Raw genomic sequence first — 19,515 nt, forward strand, 5'->3', positions numbered from 1 at the left:
GGATGGTTTTTTTGTTAGTTCAACTAGCTCTTTGATGAGTTATATCTTGAGCTTAATTGATGACTCAACTTTGTATGGCTCTGGGCTCAAGCGATTGAACAAAGAACGTATAGATCTAAACAGAGGTGTTTTAGGCTTAATCAGGGCCCAATAAAAGTTACCAATATAATACAATAATTAACTAAAACTAGACAATAATAAATTTACATAAATCTATAATACGTATAATATACAAAATAAAACTTATCAATAATAATATGTAGTCATATATGGCACAGGCTTTGCTATGCAGTTTCTGATTTATGAACAAATCGACTTCTGTACTCAACTGCTCTGTCATATGCTCAAGTTATTACCTGACCCATTCACTTTCCTCTTAGTTTTCAGTACGTTTTGGTTTCGATTTAGATTGGTTAAATGCGGCTTTCCAGGCGCATTAGCCCTATTCCTACTTTTTGGTCAGGCAATCTCAGCACAATCTACTGATACTCAACTTTCCCTGGACAAGTTGGTCGACAAGAGCAAAGCAAAGATCGGGAATGTAATGACCTATACGGTAGTACTGACGAATACGGGTACTACCACCGCTACCAATGTTATTGTCAGAGACTCAATGTCTACCGGGCTCAACTTTGTAACAGGTTCAGCTACGGTTCCAACAGGTACTACCTTAACACAAGGCACACCTATTCGTCTGTGGAAAGTAGCCTCTCTAGCCGCAAATCAGAGTGTAAGCCTTACCTATCAGGCGGCTGCCGATAGCTCAGGTATTCTTTACAATCAGGCAACCATACCAGGTGATACGGCTACTGTTTGTACGACTATACCCGTTATTTTTTGTGCGGGAGATACCTACCAGATTCGTTTAACAGCAGCTCCAGGCCGATCTTCCTATAAATGGTTCAAAAATGACATTGAGCTTACCAGTCAAACAACCAATATACTCGATATAACCGCACCAGGCACATACAGTCTGGCCGTTGATAATGTAACAGGAAAGTGCCCGGATTTTAGTTGCTGCCCTTTTATTGTTGAAGAAGATACCCTGCCTACCTTCGGAGCTATTGCCACTCCTGCAATGTGCCTAGGTACTGTACCTCAGGCAAACGGTCAGATTACCTTAAGCAACTTTCGTTCTGGTTACACCTATCAATACTCACTGGGCACTGATTTCAACCCGGCGGCTTCTCTATCTGGCGCGGCCAAGGCTATTCCAGCAGGGGGCATTATTGCAGCCAATCTGGCGAACCCAGTTACAGCTCAATCGTACACCATCCGGGTTTACAATGCCTCGGGTTGTTACACCGATGTAACAGCAGTTTTGCTACCAACAACCTGCTGTCAAGTAAGTATAGTAGCCACTCCTGGACTCTGCACACCTCTTACCAACACCTACTCGACAACAGCTCTTATCACATTGACCAATCCGACCGCAGGAACGTTGACGATAACAGATGGCCCACAAAGCCTGACCTTTGCCACTACCGCAGGCAGCTCAACTACTTTTACGGCTATCCTTGATAATTTAATTCCAAACGGATCTAATCACACAGTCGTGGTTAGCTTACCCGGCTGCTCAACCGCTAGCACCACTTATACAGCTCCTACCTCCTGTTCCGCCGGCCCTAATTGTTCCATCAGCGCCGTAGCCACTGCTGGACTCTGTCAAACAGCCACCAATAGTTACTCCTCAACGGTAGTCATCAGCCTGACCAATCCCACCACGGGGACACTAACGGTCACCAATGGAGCACAGACTCAAACGCTACTGACCAACCCAACTACAACCAGTCTAACGGCAACTTTTTCAAATCTGCCCTCCGATGGAGCTAGCCATACTGTGGTCGTGAGTTTACCTGGCTGTTCGACTACCAGCACCACCTATACGGCACCAGCATCATGTTCCATAGCCCCTTCGGGATGCAACTTGAATGCGGTAGTTACCGCTGGACTCTGCTCGACGGCCACCAATACGTACTCCGTTTCGGTGGTGGTCAACCTGAGCAATGCCCAGGCTGGCAACCTCATCGTTGACGCATTCGGAGCAGACTCCGGTAGCCAGCCCGTTTCGGCGGGCACCAGTTCGGTGACCTTCGTTTTTTCTGGCCTGATCCCCGATGGGCTTACTCGGATCGTCAAGGTGAGCCTGCCCGGTTGTGGCACCACCTCAGCGGCTTTTACAGCACCCACTGCCTGCACGGCCACTCCGGCTCCGGTTTGTAGTGTGAGTGCGGTGGCTACCGCTGGAGTCTGTCAAACGGCCACCAACACCTATTCCTCAAGAGTGGTCATTACCTTAGTCAATCCCACTACAGGGACACTAACGGTCACCAATGGAGCACAGACCCAAACCCTGCTGACCAGTCCAGCCACCACCAGCCTGACGGCGACCTTTGCCAACCTGCTCTCGGATGGAGCTAGCCACACCGTACTGGTGAGCCTGCCGGGTTGTTCAACCACCAGCACCACTTACACGGCCCCTGCCTCCTGCTCGGTGGCACCGGTCTGCTCTATCAGTGCCCTTGTCACAGCGGGCTTGTGCAGCACGGCCACCAACACCTATTCAGCCTTGGTGGTGGTCAACCTGAGCAATGCCCAGGCTGGTACCCTGACGGTGAACATACCGGGAGCAACCTCCGTTAGCCAGGCCGTCTCCAGCGGCAGCAGCTCATTAACGCTTACGCTTCCAGGTCTGCTTTCAGATGGAGTATCACATACGGCGACAGTAAGTCTACCCGGTTGTGGAACCACCACCGCCACCTTCACGGCACCTACTTCTTGTTCAGTTGCCCCCATTTGCAGCCTGAGCGCGGTAGCTACGGCTAGCCTCTGTCAAACAGCCACCAATACCTACTCGTCCAACGTAATTATCAGTCTGACCAATCCCATCACGGGGACACTCACCATCACCAACGGAGGACAAAGTCAGACGCTGGTGACCAACCCGGCCACCACCAGCCTAACGGCGACCTTTGCTAACCTGCCCTCGGATGGTGCTAGCCATCAGGTAGTGGTTAGCCTGCCTGGTTGCTCGACTACCAACGCTACGTACACAGCACCAGCGTCATGCTCAGTAGTGCCTTCGGGATGCAACCTAAATGCAGTAGCTACCGCTGGACTCTGTCAAACAGCCACCAATACGTACTCCGTTTCGGTGGTGGTCAACCTGAGCAATGCCCAGGCTGGCAACCTCATCGTTGACGCATTCGGAGCAGACTCCGGTAGCCAGCCCGTTTCGGCGGGCACCAGTTCGGTGACCTTCGTTTTTTCTGGCCTGATCCCCGATGGGCTTACTCGGATCGTCAAGGTGAGCCTGCCCGGTTGTGGCACCACCTCAGCGGCTTTTACAGCACCCACTGCCTGCACGGCCACTCCGGCTCCGGTTTGTAGTGTGAGTGCGGTGGCTACCGCTGGAGTCTGCCAAACGGTCACCAACACGTATTCCTCAAGAGTGGTCATTACCTTAGTCAACCCCACCACGGGAACGCTCACCGTTACCAATGGAGCACAGACCCAAACGTTGGCGACTAGCCCAGTCACCACCAGTTTAACAGCAGTCTTCGCTAATCTGATCTCGGATGGAGCTAGCCACACGGTGGTCGTAAGTTTATCTGGCTGTTCGACTACCAGCACCACTTACACCGCCCCTGCCTCCTGCTCGGTGGCACCGGTCTGCTCCATCAATGCCCTTGTCACAGCGGGCTTGTGCAGCACGGCCACCAACACCTATTCAGCCTTGGTGGTGGTCAACCTGACCAGTGCCCAGGCTGGTACCCTGACGGTGAACATACCGGGAGCAACCTCCGTTAGCCAGGCCGTCTCCAGTGGCAGCAGCTCATTAACGCTTACGCTTCCAGGTCTGCTTTCGGATGGAGACAGCCATACGGCCACGGTGAGTCTACCCGGTTGTGGAACCACCACCGCCACCTTCACGGCACCTACTTCTTGTTCAGTTGCCCCCATTTGTAGTGTAAGTGCCGTAGCAACGGCGGGGCTTTGCTCGACGGCGACCAATACGTACTCCACTTCGGTAGTCATTACCTTAGCCAATCCCACCACGGGGACACTAACGGTCACCAATGGAGCACAGACCCAAACGTTGGCGACTAGCCCAGCCACCACCAGTTTAACAGCAGTCTTCGCTAATCTGATCTCGGATGGGACTAGCCACACCGTACTGGTGAGCCTGCCCGGTTGTTCAACCACCAGCACCACTTACACGGCACCAGCCTCCTGCTCGGTGGCACCTGTTTGCTCCATCAGTGCGGTGGCCACAGCGGGACTCTGCGCAACAGCCACTAATACGTACTCCGTTTCGGTGGTGGTCAACCTGAGCAATACCCAGGCTGGCAACCTCATCGTTGACGCATTCGGAGCAGACTCCGGCAGCCAGCCGGTTTCGGCGGGCACCAGTTCGGTGACCTTCGTTTTTTCTGACCTGATCCCCGATGGGCTTACTCGGATCGTCAAGGTGAGCCTGCCCGGTTGTGGCACCACCTCAGCGGCTTTTACAGCACCCACTGCCTGCACGGCCACTCCGGCTCCGGTTTGTAGTGTGAGTGCGGTGGCCACCGCCGGTCTTTGCCAAACGGCCACCAACACGTATTCCTCAAAAGTGGTCATTACCTTAGTCAACCCCACCACAGGGACCCTAACGGTCACCAATGGAGCACAGACCCAAACCCTGCTGACCAGCCCTGCCACCACCAGCCTGACGGCGACCTTTGCCAACCTGCTCTCCGATGGAGCTAGCCACACCGTACTGGTGAGCCTGCCGGGTTGCTCAACCACCAGCACCACTTACACCGCCCCTGCCTCCTGCTCGGTGGCACCGGTCTGCTCTATCAGTGCGGTGGCCACAGCGGGCTTGTGCAGCACGGCCACCAACACCTATTCAGCCTTGGTGGTGGTCAACCTGAGCAATGCCCAGGCTGGTACCCTGACGGTGAACATACCGGGAGCAACCTCCGTTAGCCAGGCCGTCTCCAGCGGCAGCAGCTCAATAACGCTTACGCTTCCAGGTCTGCTTTCAGATGGAGTATCACATACGGCCACGGTGAGTCTACCCGGTTGTGGAACCACCACCGCCACCTTCACGGCCCCGGTCTCCTGCTCGATCGCACCCATTTGTAGTGTAAGTGCCGTAGCAACGGCGGGGCTTTGCTCGACGGCGACCAATACGTACTCCACTTCGGTAGTCATTACCTTAGCCAATCCCACCACGGGGACACTAACGGTCACCAATGGAGCACAGACCCAAACGTTGGCGACTAGCCCAGTCACCACCAGTTTAACAGCAGTCTTCGCTAGTCTGATCTCAGATGGGACTAGCCACACGATGCTGGTCAGCTTACCGGGTTGTTCAACCACCAGCACCACCTATACGGCACCAGCCTCCTGCTCGGTGGCACCGGTCTGCTCCATCAGTGCGGTGGCCACAGCGGGACTCTGCGCAACAGCCACCAATACGTACTCCGTTTCGGTGGTGGTCAACCTGAGCAACCCGACTGCCGGTACGTTAGGCGTGACTTCTCCAGGAGTTCCACCCAGCAGCCAGACCGTTTCGAGCGGCACCAATGAGGTAACCTTTGTGCTTGACGGCCTAATTTCAGATGGGACCAGTCATACCGTTACGATGAGTCTGCCCGGTTGTGGAACCACTACCGCAACGTTCACCGCTCCAGTTTCCTGCTCGGTAGCACCCGTTTGTAGTATAAGTGCGGTTGCTACACCAGGAATCTGTGCCTCTGCGACCAATACCTTTACCACAATAGCGGTCATCACCTTAACCAATCCCACCACGGGGACACTCACTGTTACGGATGGGCCAACCAGTCTGACCTTTGCTACTACCAGTGGAAGTAGTGCCTCGTTTACGGCAACGCTAGCCAATATCGTTTCTAATGGAGCCAGTCATACCCTAACGGCCACACTGTCTGGCTGTAGTTCAACAAGCACGACCTATACCGCCCCTACCTCCTGCTCGATCGCACCGGTCTGCTCCATCAGTGCAGCGGTTACTGTGGGGTTATGTGCAACGGCGACCAATACCTATTCAGCTACAGCACTCATTAGTCTGGCCAATGCTCAGGATGGAGTCGTCATTCTCAGTATTCCAGGTGTAGCCCCCATTAGCCAGACAATTACTGCTAGTACAACCTCTCTGACGGCTATCTTTACTGAACTTCTCTCCGACGGAGCTAGTCATGCTGTCACCGTTAGCCTACCTGGGTGTTCAACTACCACTGCTCTATTCACCGCACCACTTAGTTGTACGAGTGAAATTGGCTTAAGCATCACTGACCCTGGCGTCTGTCAGCCTGGCACCAACACGTATACTACGACAGGCGTTATCAGCCTAACCAATGCGTTGGCTGGGACAGCCCTTATTTCCGATGGAACGAACACAGTTAGTCTTTCGGTGAGTGCAGGTGCAACGTCTGTTCCCTATTCAATGAGTGGCCTCATTAGTGGAACAGGTACCCACACTGTAACGGTCAGCTATTTAGGGCAAATTTCCAGCACGACCTATACCGCCCCAGAGTCCTGTACAACAGCTCCTATCTGTTCCATCAACGCCGTAGCCACTGCTGGACTCTGTCAAACAGCGACTAATACCTACTCGTCCAATGTAGTGATCAGCCTGACCAATCCCACCACGGGGACACTAACGGTCACCAATGGAGGACAGACCCAAACCCTGCCGACCAGCCCAACTACAACCAGCCTGACGGCGACTTTTGCCAACCTGCCCTCCGATGGAGCTAGCCACACCGTACTGGTGAGCCTGCCGGGTTGTTCAACCACCAGCACCACTTACACGGCCCCTGCCTCCTGCTCGGTGGCACCGGTCTGCTCTATCAGTGCGGTGGCCACAGCGGGACTCTGCGCAACAGCCACCAACACCTATTCAGCCTTGGTGGTGGTCAACCTGGCCAATGCCCAGGCTGGTACCCTGACGGTGAACATACCGGGAGCAACCTCCGTTAGCCAGGCCGTTTCCAGCGGCAGCAGCTCATTAACGCTTACGCTTCCAGGTCTGCTTTCGGATGGAGTATCACATACGGCCACGGTGAGTCTACCCGGTTGTGGAACCACCACCGCCACCTTCACGGCACCTACTTCTTGTTCAGTTGCCCCCATTTGTAGTGTAAGTGCCGTAGCAACGGCGGGGCTTTGCTCGACGGCGACCAATACGTACTCCACTTCGGTAGTCATCAGCCTGACCAATCCCACCACGGGGACGCTCACCGTTACCAACGGAGCACAGACCCAAACGTTGGCGACTAGCCCAGTCACCACCAGTTTAACAGCAGTCTTCGCTAATCTGATCTCGGATGGGACTAGCCACACCGTACTGGTGAGCCTGCCCGGTTGTTCAACCACCAGCACCACTTACACGGCCCCTGCCTCCTGCTCGGTGGCACCGGTCTGCTCCATCAGTGCGGTGGCCACAGCGGGACTCTGCGCAACAGCCACCAACACCTATTCGGCTTCAGTGGTAGTCAACCTGACTAGTGCAATTTCAGGAACACTGACGGCCAGCCTGCCAGGGGTAACTTCCATCAGTCAGGCCGTTTCCAGTGGTAGCAATTCCGTTACCCTTGTACTCGAGGGCCTGCTTTCCGATGGAGCAAGCAACAGCGTACTGGTGAGCCTGCCGGGTTGTTCAACCACCACCGCTACCTTCTCGGCCCCGGCTTCCTGCTCAATAACACCTGCTTCATGTAGCCTAAGTGCGGTAACTACGGTCGGCCTCTGTCAAACAGCCACCAATACCTATACTTCGACGGCATTGGTTCAGTTGACTAATCCACCAGCGGGTACATTAACCATTACGGATGGAACGCAAAGCAACACCTTTGTTACTACGGCTGGGGTATCAGCAACCTTTACGGTTAGCTTTATCGACTTAGTATCCGATGGGGCGGTTCATACCATAACCGCTAGTCTGCCTGGCTGTAGCACGGCAACTACAACCTATACAGCCCCGGCTTCGTGCTCAGTAGCGCCTATTTGTTCTATTAGTGCATTGCCTCTACCCGGACTTTGTCAGTCAATCACGAACAGTTACTCGTCAACAGTTATTATCACGTTAACCAATCCCGTTACTGGTACACTCACAGTCACGGACGGAACACAGACCCAAACACTACTGACTAGTCCGGCTACCATTAATCTGACAGCAGTCTTTACCAATTTGGTCTCTGATGGAATCAGTCATACCGTGGTAGTTAGCCTGCCGGGTTGCACAACTACTAGTTCGACCTATACCGCTCCGGCTAGTTGCCAATCCGAATTGGGGCTAGCCCTGACGGATCCGGGGGTGTGTCAACCAGGCACCAATACCTACAACACCACGGGTGTCATTAGTCTGACCAATGCGGTAGCTGGTCTGGCTACGCTGGTAGATGGTACCAGTAGCCTCACCGTCGTAGTCAGTAATGGAGATACGTCTATTCCCTATTCGATGAGTGGGCTCATGAGTGGAACAGGTACACATACCGTGACGGTCAGCTATCTTGGGCAAACTGCCAGCACGACCTACACGGCTCCGACTTCCTGCTCTGTAGAGCCGGTATGTAGTGTAAGTGCGGTGGCCACCGCTGGGATCTGCTCAACAGCGGCCAACACCTATTCCGCTTCAGTGGTAGTCAACCTGACTAATGCAATTTCAGGAACACTGACCGTTAGTGCCCCTGGAACAGCCCCCAGCAGTCAGACCGTTTCGAGTGGCATTAGTTCCCTAACCATTATCCTTGCTGACCTGATTTCGGATGGAAACAGCCACACGGCCACAGTCAGTTTGCCCGGTTGTGGAACCACCACAGCTACATTCACGGCCCCGGCCTCCTGTTCAGTAGCCCCCGTTTGCAGCCTGAGTGCGGTAGCTAGTGCCGGCCTCTGTCAAACAGCCACTAATAGTTATTCGTCGACGGTAGTCATTACATTAACCAATCCCACGGCCGGAACAGTAACAGTGAGTGATGGGGGACAAAGCCAAACTCTGCTGACCAGCCCAGCCACCACCAGCCTGACAGCCATTTTCGCCAATCTGCTCTCGGATGGAGTCACTCATATGGTAGAAGTCACTTTACCAGGTTGTTCAACCATTAGTGCCAGCTATAGCGCGCCTGTTAGTTGTACGAGTGAGATTAGTCTAAGCATCACAGACCCAGGAGTGTGTCAACCAGGTACCAATACCTACAACACCACAGGTGTCATTAGTCTGACCAATGCGGTAGCTGGCCTGGCTCTCATTTCCGATGGAGCCAATACGATTACTCTTTCGGTGAGTGCAGGGGCGACATCTATTCCCTATTCAATGAGTGGGCTCATGAGTGGAACGGGGAACCACACTGTAACGGTCAGCTATCTAGGTCAGATTGCCAGCACGACCTACACGGCTCCGACTTCCTGCCCTCTGGAGCCGGTATGTAGCGTGAGTGCGGTGGCTACGGCAGTCCCAGTGACGTGCCTGGGTAATAGTCCCCAGGCAAACGGTAAAATTGTAGTAAGTGGGTTCACAACTGGGGATACGTATCAATATTCAGATGGTTCTATCTTCAATCCTGCCGTCGTCCTATCTGGTGCGCCCCAGGTCATTCCAGCAGATGGAGTCATTGTAAGCAACCTGTTTAACCCCGTTGCAGCTCAAACTTACACGGTACGAATCTTTTCTACGTGTTACAAAGATGTGACTGTCACGTTGCTACCTACAGTCTGCAATTGCCCGGAAACCAGTTGTGTGCCATTAGTTATCAAACAGACAAAAGGAGCTAGACGAGCGGGTAATCCATAATGAAACCCAGTATACAACGTTCATTTGCAGTTATACACTCAAATCGTTGTGTTGGCCAAAAACAACCCACTAGTTGCCAAAACCCGCTCTTCATTAGCGGGTTTTGGCATTTTTAGCCATGAATCCTGGTAATAGATCAATAAGAATCAGGCACGCCAACTTTTAAACCCCCTATTTTGTTACCCTACCAGAACAGATACCGTTTGATCTGTTAACTTTGCGGCTTTGTTTGCCCGTCACGCTATAACTTATTATGTTATCCATCAGTAATTTACAAGCCTCAATAGGCGAAAAAGAAATATTAAGAGGTCTCAATCTGGAAGTCAATGCCGGTGAGGTTCACGCCATTATGGGTCCCAATGGAGCTGGCAAGAGCACACTAGCTTCTGTTCTGGCAGGCCGGGAAGATTATACAGTAACGGGTGGTAGTGTTTTATTTGACGGAAAGGATTTGCTCGATATGGCCCCCGAAGAGCGGGCCGCCGAAGGTATCTTCCTGGCCTTTCAGTACCCCGTTGAGATTCCGGGGGTTAGCACGACTAATTTTTTAAAGACGGCCCTGAACGAAATTCGCAAATACCGTGGCCAGGACCCTCTCGATGCCGTGCAGTTTCTGAAGTTGATGAAAGAGAAAATGAAACTCGTTAACATCGACCAATCGCTACTGAGCCGGTCGCTGAACGAAGGCTTCTCGGGAGGAGAGAAAAAACGGAACGAAATTTTCCAGATGGCTATGCTCGAACCAAAATTGGCTATCCTGGATGAGACCGATTCAGGACTAGACATTGATGCATTACGGATCGTAGCCGATGGTGTGAATCAGCTCCGGTCGCCAGAACGGGCCACGATTGTGGTAACCCACTACCAACGACTATTAGATTATATCGTACCCGATTACGTACACGTCTTATACAAAGGGCGCATCGTAAAATCAGGCCCGAAAGAACTGGCCCTCGAACTGGAAGAAAAAGGATACGACTGGATTAAAGCAGAAGCCGTATAAATCAGTGAGGAATGTAGAATGAAAAGTGTAGAATAATCACTCTCTACTTTTCATTCTACATTCTACATTCTTCACTAACTAAAAGATGACTCCCTCTTACGCATCCTATAACGAATTTAAAGACCAGTTGCTGACGGCTTTCCGGGACAACGAAGATCGCATGAACGGTGAGCGAAAAGCACCGGTTCATCAACTCCGTAGGGCAGCCCTGAAGCAGTTCGATCAACTTGGTTTCCCCACAATCCGTCACGAAGAGTGGAAATACTCCAGCGTCAATGGGCTACTTAAACAAGCGTTTGAGCTTGATGATACCACGACATTAACAGTTGACGATCTGGCTCCGCTGGAAATTCCAAACCTTGATGGGAACTTGCTGTACTTCATTAACGGCCGTTATCATCCTGAGCTTTCCCGCATTATTAGTCCGGCAGATCAGCTACAGATTACGAACTTCGCCACTGCCCTAAAGTCTGAACCTGAATTAATAGGCACTCATTTTGCCCATTACGCCGATTATCAGGACAACGCCTTTACGGCGTTGAATACCGCCCTGGCCAGCGATGGTGTAGTGATTCGAGTACCTGACAATACAACGGTTGAGCAGCCCATCATCCTTCGGTTCATTACCGATACCCGTACAAAAAACATTGCCTCACAACCTCGTAACCTGGTTGTGGTTGGTAAAAATGCGGAGGTCATGATGGCCGAATCGTATCGGACCCTTGGTGAAGGAACAAGCTTTGTCAATGTAGTAACCGAAATCGTGCTTGACCGCGACGCCCGGATGCAGTACTACAAAGTGCAGAACGAAACCGAGAAAGCCTACCATATCGGCACCACGCAGGTGAGTCAGAAAGACAACAGTCATTTCTATTCGGCTACGGTTACGCTCAACGGTAACTTCGTTCGCAACAACCTGAACATTGTGCTCAACGGCCAGCATGCCGAAGCGTTTATGTATGGTTTATACATGCCGAACGGCCGTCAGCATGTGGATAACCACACGCTTGTAGACCACGCCATGCCGAACTCGTACAGCAGCGAACTTTATAAGGGTGTCCTGGATGACAATAGCACAGGGGTTTTCAACGGCAAGATTTTTGTTCGGCCCGATGCGCAGAAAACCAATGCGTACCAGTCATGCAAAAACGTGGTTCTGTCACCGGGTGCATCAATGAACACGAAGCCTCAGTTGGAAATTTTTGCCGACGATGTAAAGTGTTCACACGGTACTACTACGGGTCAGCTTAACGACGAAGCGCTGTTTTACATGCGCTCGCGCGGTATTCCGAAAGATGAAGCCCGTACGTTATTGCTGTACGCTTTCTCGCAAGACGTACTAAGTCAAATCAAAATTCAGCCTATCCGTGAATACCTGGAGCGAGTTATTACGGAGAAGTTAACGAAGTAATTCACCCTATGGAACTATCTAAAACCCCTAAATCCCCTGAAGGGGACTTTGTCTAAAAGTGAGCCAAGTCCCCTTTAAGGGATTTAGGGGTTTTAGGCTGTTAATAAAATCGGTCAGTCAACCAGTGTTTTCGCTGTTTGGCTGACCGATTCGCTTCATAACCCATCGTACACTATCTATGAAATCACTACTCGTACTTACCTGGCTTACCATCTGTGCCGCATTCGGTGGTGCCGCATTCGGGCAAAGTCTGCAATTCTCATTTGAAGGCGATTCATTAACGATGCCTTTTATCCGGGATAGTCTGCGGGGAATTTCGGGTCTTGAGATTGTACCCGCCACAGGCGAGTGGCATTTTGTAAGCGACCGGGGCTGGCATTTCGTTTTTGCCAACATCCGGTCCATCCGGGATTTAGGCGATTCATCACACCTGAAACTAGCCCAGAAAAATCCGTTCTGGTTTGAAAGTGTTCGCTACGATGCCCGAACCAGCACCTATTTCTGGACGGATGAACACGAATTTGTCACGTCGGTACTATATGGCAAGTCAGTTCGTGATAGTGCCAGCCAGGTTTTGTTGAAAATACCGGTACCTGCACCTAACAAAGGGCTTGAAGGATTGGCAGTCACCTCGTCGGGAGCCTTGTGGGTGGTGCCTGAAGCCGGTTGGGAAGGCGAAACACTCATGAATCAAGACACGATTACATTCTTTCGTTACCCCAATCCGCTGGCTGCTGATCCTGTTGTTGAGCGATTTGCGTATCCAATCAACCGCTGCGCCTTTGCGCAGGGCGAAGAGCGAGTGGGCGGCATTTCGGAAATACTAGCCGTAGATGCCCAGCGCATACTAGTGCTGGAACGATGCTACGATGCCAGCCAAAAACGAGTTACAGCAAACTTATACGTAGCAACTCCGAATGAGAAAACCCATACCCTAATCAAAGAACTAGCCTTCGATTTTAATCGTCAATTTCCTGGCGACATCTGCAATCTCGAAGCCATGGCCTGGGCCGATGAGCAACACCAAACGCTAGTCCTTATGGCCGATGATAATTTCCGCCGGAACAAAACCTTACGAAATCAGGTGATTGTTTTACGAAGAAAGTAACTTTATTAAAAACTTCACTAGCTCTGGGTTTCTTCCAGGCTTTACTTAATCGATGAAAAATAACGAAATACGGAAGGTAATTGAGATGCTCTATTACCCATTAAACTATTCTCATTATAAGAAGCTACGATTTGATGAGGGCCTGGAATATTGTCCATATATATTTTCACAACATACCCTTTACGGATTAACAATATAGTTGGCAGAGTGTGAGTAACTGAGTGTAAAGATTCTTTAGTAACAGCAATTGTGCGAAAATTAGGAGTCAATTTCTTTCGGTACTCACGAAGTGATTCTGCCGACACCGTGTGGGGATACATCCCTACCACTTCGTCAACTGACTCTGTTTCTGTATAAGTATTAATAGTTGGAGTTACCTGTTGGCAGTGTGGACAAGCTGGACTGAAAACAAAAAACAATTGGTCTTTATTAAGCGAAATGAAAGGCCTCATAAATGTATTGTTCAAATTCATTCCCTCATGTACGCTTATTTCAACATAAGTGTTTTTCATTTCAAAACCAGTCATTACGAATGTAATGATACCCAGTATAACTGCAAAGAAAGTCTTCAAAATAGCTTTACTAGTTTGGCTTTCGGGTTGCCGCCATATACAGAAAGACAAGGCAATCATAAGTATATTACGAAATAGAGCTACAGTTGGCGACATGCTAATTACATCCCCAAAACAACCACAATCGCTTATATTCAGAAAAATATAACCGAAGGCAAAGATGAGCGTGAGTGTAATGAGTAACCCCAACGATAGTAGCCCGGCTCGTTGGCGGTACACCTCAAACAATAGCCCAATGCCAAGTGTAATTTCCAACCCAATAATAAATGGGGCAAACATTCTTAGCCGAGGGATGCCATAGCGGGCAATTACATCGGCAAAGCCATTAATATCCATCGCTTTGCTAATACCGGAAGCAAGGTATAGCAAGCCCAGAATAACCGAAGCTATTCGGGTTAATACAATAGCATTCATAACTGTAATGATTTTTATGTAACTCCGAATAAGAAATTACTCAGTAGAAACAGGAAGTGTATCGTTTACTGTGGCTCAAATTTCATGTTTCCCATTACGCCCTGTTGCTCAAAGGCTTTAATAGTACTTTCTTCTAAAGGCGTTCGTCGTACTACCGAATTATTTCGCCAAAACTCAGCGTCATATTTCGCGCCTTGAATAAGCTTTAAATCTTCACGGTGAATATTTATTGGCTTGTATTTACCTCTAGTAGCTGCATTACTGAAGTCATTAATCAATAAAAATGCACTTACCCAATCTTTTCGCTTTTCGCCAGTCGCCCTAATAAGTTGATCAAACTCAACGGTTACTCGAATACTGTTAAAAACTGTGGTATTTGCTTGAGATGTATAATCCACATCAACTGTATAAACATAATTCTCAGTCAGTGTTTTGGCATTGTTTATTACTGCTCCCATACTATTTGGGATCGTCCCGTGCACCTTCACTAATTTATAATTATTCATATTGATATAAACTTTACCCGAAAAGGCTGGGTTTGTATAGTCTTCTCGAATATGGCAATCTAATTCAGCTATTTTATCACCACTCGGTTGTGTTAGTACATCCGTTACTTGAACGTCGTAATAATCAGCTACGTCTGGCCGGACTGGGAAAAGAACTGCATTTTCTGTTGGTTTTGACTGGCTAATTGATTTTTGCGCTAATACTAAGTAAGAAAAATTAGTAAAGCTTAAATACATTTTTTTATCATCAGAAGGTAATTTCGCATATCGAGCATTACCAATCTGTACACCTTCTATTTTATTACTTGACAATGCAATATTATATGTAACTTCTTGAATTTCAGTAAACTGAGATCCATTTTTAGTTAATTGACGGTAAAAAGCATTTCCATAAATTATACTTCTTCCAGCATTTACTTGAGTAAACGCTTGCTTAATTAATTTATAACCAGCATTGCTCACCGTTACTGGGTCTAGTTCATGAGCAGCGGGTTTCAGATGTACCGTGTAATTATCCGTTGGCTCAACAATAGTAATTGTATCGGATTGATAACTGATGTGAGATACAACTAATTGAACAGGAAAAGATGGAATAGGGAATCCATATTCTCCATTTTCATTACTCAATGTACCTTTTTTTATTTTTGGACAGTATATATTAGCGAAAGGAATTCTTTGGTTTGTAATCAGGTCTACTACTGAGCCATTAATTTGCTGGCTATAACTATAAGTTGCGACAAATAAATCAATAATTAATAACCACCCTTGTATCTTCCTCATATCATTTTTAACTTATTTCAGGAGCCTTTCGTAATTTACTGGGGTATATCAATTAGACACCCCAGTAAATTAAGCATCAGTCTGTTACTATTCCCGGCTATATTAAAATGTACATTTTACTGTAGCCGAGCAAGTGCCATCTGAATTAGCTGTAGCCGACACTTCCCATTTGTTTTCAAGACGCTCTTCAAGTTCTTCTACTTGGAATAAGGCTACTAGTTCACCTTCAGACTGTGCGTCGAATAGATTAACAGTTTGCATAAAAATAAAATTAAGAAAGTTTAAGGGCTGTTTAGGTTAACCGACTACTACTGCCCCGTTAGGTAGCAGACGGATGACTTTAGTAGTAACCTTAATTTGTGTTACCTATTATATTTTTGGGTATCAATCAACAACTACTGTAACCTCCATAGGGGTATCTTCTTGGGGTCCATTATTGACCACATACCATTTATTTTCCAGCCGTTCTTCCAGTTCTTGCACTTGAAATTGAGACACCAGCTTGTTATCTGGTTGTAAAGGGTCATTTATAATCTTCATGGTCATTAAAAATTAATTATTAGTTATTAATTTGGGAGTGAGGTCCTTTTGTGTTGCACTCGTCGCAACCTTCTATCTCCCATCGATTTTCAAGCCGCTCTTCGAGTGCTTCCAGTTGAAATAAAAATATAATCTTACTTTCCGGATTCCTCACTAATTGTTTTTTCATACACATCAACAGTTAAAAGTAGATAGACTAATATAAAAAAAATCTTCACAATCTATTTTCTGTAATTGATTCCTCACTCACGTAATTTTTTCTAATATTTTTTAAAAGAATATGCTTATTACTTTGCCATTGGCTAATAATAAACTTTAGAAAAACCACGTAGAATAGCAGTACAGTTATATATTGGCGGCTTAAATCCTGCCACGACAATTGAGCGTTTACAGCTTTTGCAAACAATTGCCAAACGATGACTGGGAATTGAAACACGATTTCACGATACATAATCAAGGTGTAAATCATTATGGCGACCCACAGCAGCGTATTAATAAAGCCATATATAAACAAGCCAATCTTTTGCCATGATAGCTTGCGTAATTGCGTTTTCGGTTGCTGCCAAAAAGTCATCAGGGTGACCCTGCGAATACTTATCCTGAACATTTCATTCGCCTTTTGCAGCAAATTAGGCGTATTAGTCAAATCAGATAGTACCCAATAGCCATCAAACCGAACGAAAGGATTAAACTCCCAGATGACCATTGTGAATACAGAGAGTGCCACCGCCAGACACGTTTCGTTACCGGTCATCAAATACACAACCGCTAAAGCGCTTGCGTAAAGTATCTCATTGAAAATGCCAGCTAAGTTTGCAATTACTCGGTGTGATCTATCAACCAACCATACCTCTGTTATGTCGGCGTACATGACGGGCATAATGAAATAAAACCCAAATCCTACCCCGCCATGCTTTAAACCATACTTAGCGCAGGCTCCAATGTGACCCAATTCGTGAACCAGCATTGTTGCATACAACAGGCTGAAGTATAAAACATAATCTGTTTGAGCAATTATCTGATTTGCATCACTCACAAAGTACACCATCGGCACAACCAACGAGCATAACAGAAAAGCGATCCAAAACACGTTGAGTGCATACACCCACTGAAGCGGCTTTGACAATACTCCGACTACACAAGCCGGTAAAAGCTCTACCTTTAGTTTCAGATAGTTGTTTTTCAGGCTGGGTTTAACGGGTGTTTGATCTTCGATCAGCACGTTATACCCCCCTAACGTTTGAGCAACTATGTCATTAAATTCCTGCTGATTAAGAGTTAAACCGAATATCTGGTTAAACCGCCTGACAGCTTCTAACCAATCTGACGACTCCCGCAAAATCTGGTATAGTTGATAGGTAGCCTGATTAATCAAAAAGTTACGTCCTTTGGCTGAGTGAATAACCCAGTTATTTTCGTCGAAGACGTGAACGCTGGTATCGTTTGCGATAAGCATGGATATTGCTTAGAGATAGTCAATATATTAAAGACTGTACTAGTCGTAAAAACCCGGTTGTGATCATCGACTAGTGTGTTTACACCAAAAGAGCTTTTTCGCCATCGCTTTACGGTTTCGGGCTGTAATACATTTGTTGCGGGTATTCGCAAAATATGGCTGGTTTGCCAACTACCATCCTTAGTTTGATTCATAAGCAGCCAGTTAATTCCACATTGTATAACATTCTGATACAACTTTACATCAATAGCAATTAGTGCTTTTAGGGCAATTGCTGTATAAAATGCATTGGGTTGATTATCAATAGGATTCACCCAATAGCCATTTGGGTGTTGATTTTGAGCAATCCGGTAACCTAATTGAGGAACATAAGGTAAATGAGACGTTCGTTTAGCAAAAGCTAATGCCGTAAATGACAGAGTATATAGGTCACTTGTCCACCAATATGAGTGTAAGCCTCCTCCTACTAAGCGTCTGGTTAAATAGCGACACGTTGACTCATATACGTTATCAAGGCTGGGTATGTCGGAAAGTATATAAGCGGCAGCAGCACTTACACAATCATGGGCAGAAAGCCAGCCAGCTATGGTAGTGTGTTTAGTCAATCCTAATCGACCCCGTAATCCATCCTCATCCTGATATGTGGCCCATCCTCCTTTTTCATTTCTGAACAACAGCCATGAATCCAGAAGTTGATCAGGTATTGACCTGGTAAGCTGCCAATGCAATCCTACCAAAAAATTAGTCGAATCCGCATCCTGTAAGACGCTACCATTGAATGATCCTTTTGCAGAGAGTTTCTCTAATACTGTTTGAATTAATTGTTTGTCAACGCCACATTCCGCCAGCATACGTCCTGTGTATGCCGTAATCCAGGTATCACCAGAACCAGCACTAGTAATAAAATCTGACCATGTTCCGCTATCAATGACTGAAGTTAAATATATGAATGCGCTATCTGCGGCTTCACTAACACTTAGCCTAGGCATTATGACTGAACTTTTAGCTGATTTAATTCGCGTTTTTTTGATAAGGAGATCAATTTCATTCGCAAAATTCTTCGCCAATTCTACTTGTGTTATCAAATATTCTTCTAATGATGTAAGACCAATTTCTTTTATACTATTGATGGCCTCCTCAAAATGACTAATAGCTTTATTGATTATCGTAGCACCTACATTTGACAGGTATAAATATTTGTGCATAAGCTTCTCATCGGCTAATTGCACACCTTGTTCTGTCAAATATTCCTGAACTAACTGATGAGCAAAAGTTCGTTGTCCGCTAATAAGATCAGCCTCAAAGTCATCAATATCATCAAGATATTGAAAGGCGATATGAATGTGTCGTAAGCATCTTTCAAGCTGATTATCGAAAGGTGTACACCCATTTAGCGTTACGAGTGCCTGTATTGCGGCATAACAAACTGCCGATTTACCCGCGGCAAGTTGCTCAAAAGTGGCTTCTGAGTACAATTGCCCAGATTTGGCAAAATGCTTTTCTGTTAAGACAGCTTTTCCATACTCATTTTTGTACTTATTAAATTTAAGCCAAAATGATGAATTGGTTGGAAATAGTAAAGCTAATTCTCTGATAGCAGCTTCATGTATCTCTACTATACAGTTTAGTTTCTGAGCTTGGGCAATTTTACTTTGCTCTACTACCGTATCTACAATAGCATCAAACTCTAATAAAAAGCGAAAATACAAATAACCCGCGAACGAGATCTGTTCCTTTTCTGGCTCTAAAATTTTGTCAAAAACAGGCGCGACATAATCAATCAAATTAAGATAAAATATATGTTTCTGTTGTGCACCTTCCTGCATCAAGCGCCCCATAGTTAAATCATTTACTGGCAGCCTGCTAATTCTATCACTGAAGTTACTCCTCATAACTTTTAGAGTTCTTAATCAAGAAACAATC

Annotated in this window: 9 protein-coding genes; 4 read left to right on the forward strand and 5 right to left on the reverse strand. The window is 47.6% G+C overall.

Annotated features, from left to right (window positions below; translation table 11 throughout):
- The first annotated feature begins 340 nt into the window (after positions 1–340).
- The 4 genes from EXU85_RS29290 (at position 341) to EXU85_RS29305 (ending at position 13,324) form a co-directional block, all read left to right on the forward strand.
- Positions 341–9,802 carry a DUF11 domain-containing protein gene (locus EXU85_RS29290; RefSeq protein ID WP_168207889.1) on the forward strand — a complete coding sequence of 3,154 codons (9,462 nt, stop codon included), beginning with the start codon at positions 341–343 and terminating at the stop codon, positions 9,800–9,802.
- 253 nt (positions 9,803–10,055) lie between these two features.
- Complete coding sequence (gene sufC / locus EXU85_RS29295; protein ID WP_142775481.1) at positions 10,056–10,805, forward strand: Fe-S cluster assembly ATPase SufC; 750 nt, start codon at positions 10,056–10,058, stop codon at positions 10,803–10,805.
- An 85-nt stretch (positions 10,806–10,890) separates the two neighbouring features.
- On the forward strand, positions 10,891–12,216 hold the full coding sequence (gene sufD, locus EXU85_RS29300; RefSeq protein WP_142775482.1) for a Fe-S cluster assembly protein SufD: 1,326 nt from the start codon (positions 10,891–10,893) through the stop codon (positions 12,214–12,216).
- Positions 12,217–12,394: 178 nt separating this feature from the next.
- On the forward strand, positions 12,395–13,324 hold the full coding sequence (locus EXU85_RS29305; RefSeq protein ID WP_142775483.1) for an esterase-like activity of phytase family protein: 930 nt from the start codon (positions 12,395–12,397) through the stop codon (positions 13,322–13,324).
- A 41-nt stretch (positions 13,325–13,365) separates the two neighbouring features.
- Here EXU85_RS29305 and EXU85_RS29310 read toward each other — a convergent pair whose 3' ends face one another.
- From EXU85_RS29310 to EXU85_RS29325, 5 genes are all read right to left on the reverse strand, one after another.
- The gene (locus EXU85_RS29310) at positions 13,366–14,310 is read right to left on the reverse strand and encodes a DoxX family protein (protein ID WP_142775484.1); all 945 of its coding nucleotides are present in this window, start codon (positions 14,308–14,310) and stop codon (positions 13,366–13,368) included.
- Positions 14,311–14,375: 65 nt separating this feature from the next.
- Positions 14,376–15,596, reverse strand: a complete 1,221-nt coding sequence (locus EXU85_RS29315; protein WP_142775485.1) for a carboxypeptidase-like regulatory domain-containing protein — start codon at positions 15,594–15,596, stop codon at positions 14,376–14,378.
- Positions 15,597–15,980: 384 nt separating this feature from the next.
- Positions 15,981–16,136, reverse strand: a complete 156-nt coding sequence (locus EXU85_RS35545; protein ID WP_168207890.1) for a hypothetical protein — start codon at positions 16,134–16,136, stop codon at positions 15,981–15,983.
- Between the two features lie 214 nt (positions 16,137–16,350).
- Positions 16,351–17,592 carry a hypothetical protein gene (locus EXU85_RS29320; protein ID WP_142775486.1) on the reverse strand — a complete coding sequence of 414 codons (1,242 nt, stop codon included), beginning with the start codon at positions 17,590–17,592 and terminating at the stop codon, positions 16,351–16,353.
- Entirely contained in the window at positions 17,508–19,484 is a 1,977-nt protein-coding gene (locus tag EXU85_RS29325) for a prenyltransferase/squalene oxidase repeat-containing protein (protein WP_142775487.1), read from the reverse strand. Before EXU85_RS29325 ends, EXU85_RS29320 begins: the two co-directional genes overlap by 85 nt.
- Positions 19,485–19,515 lie beyond the last annotated feature (31 nt).

It is taken from the genome of Spirosoma sp. KCTC 42546, assembly GCF_006965485.1.
GTDB lineage: Bacteria > Bacteroidota > Bacteroidia > Cytophagales > Spirosomataceae > Spirosoma.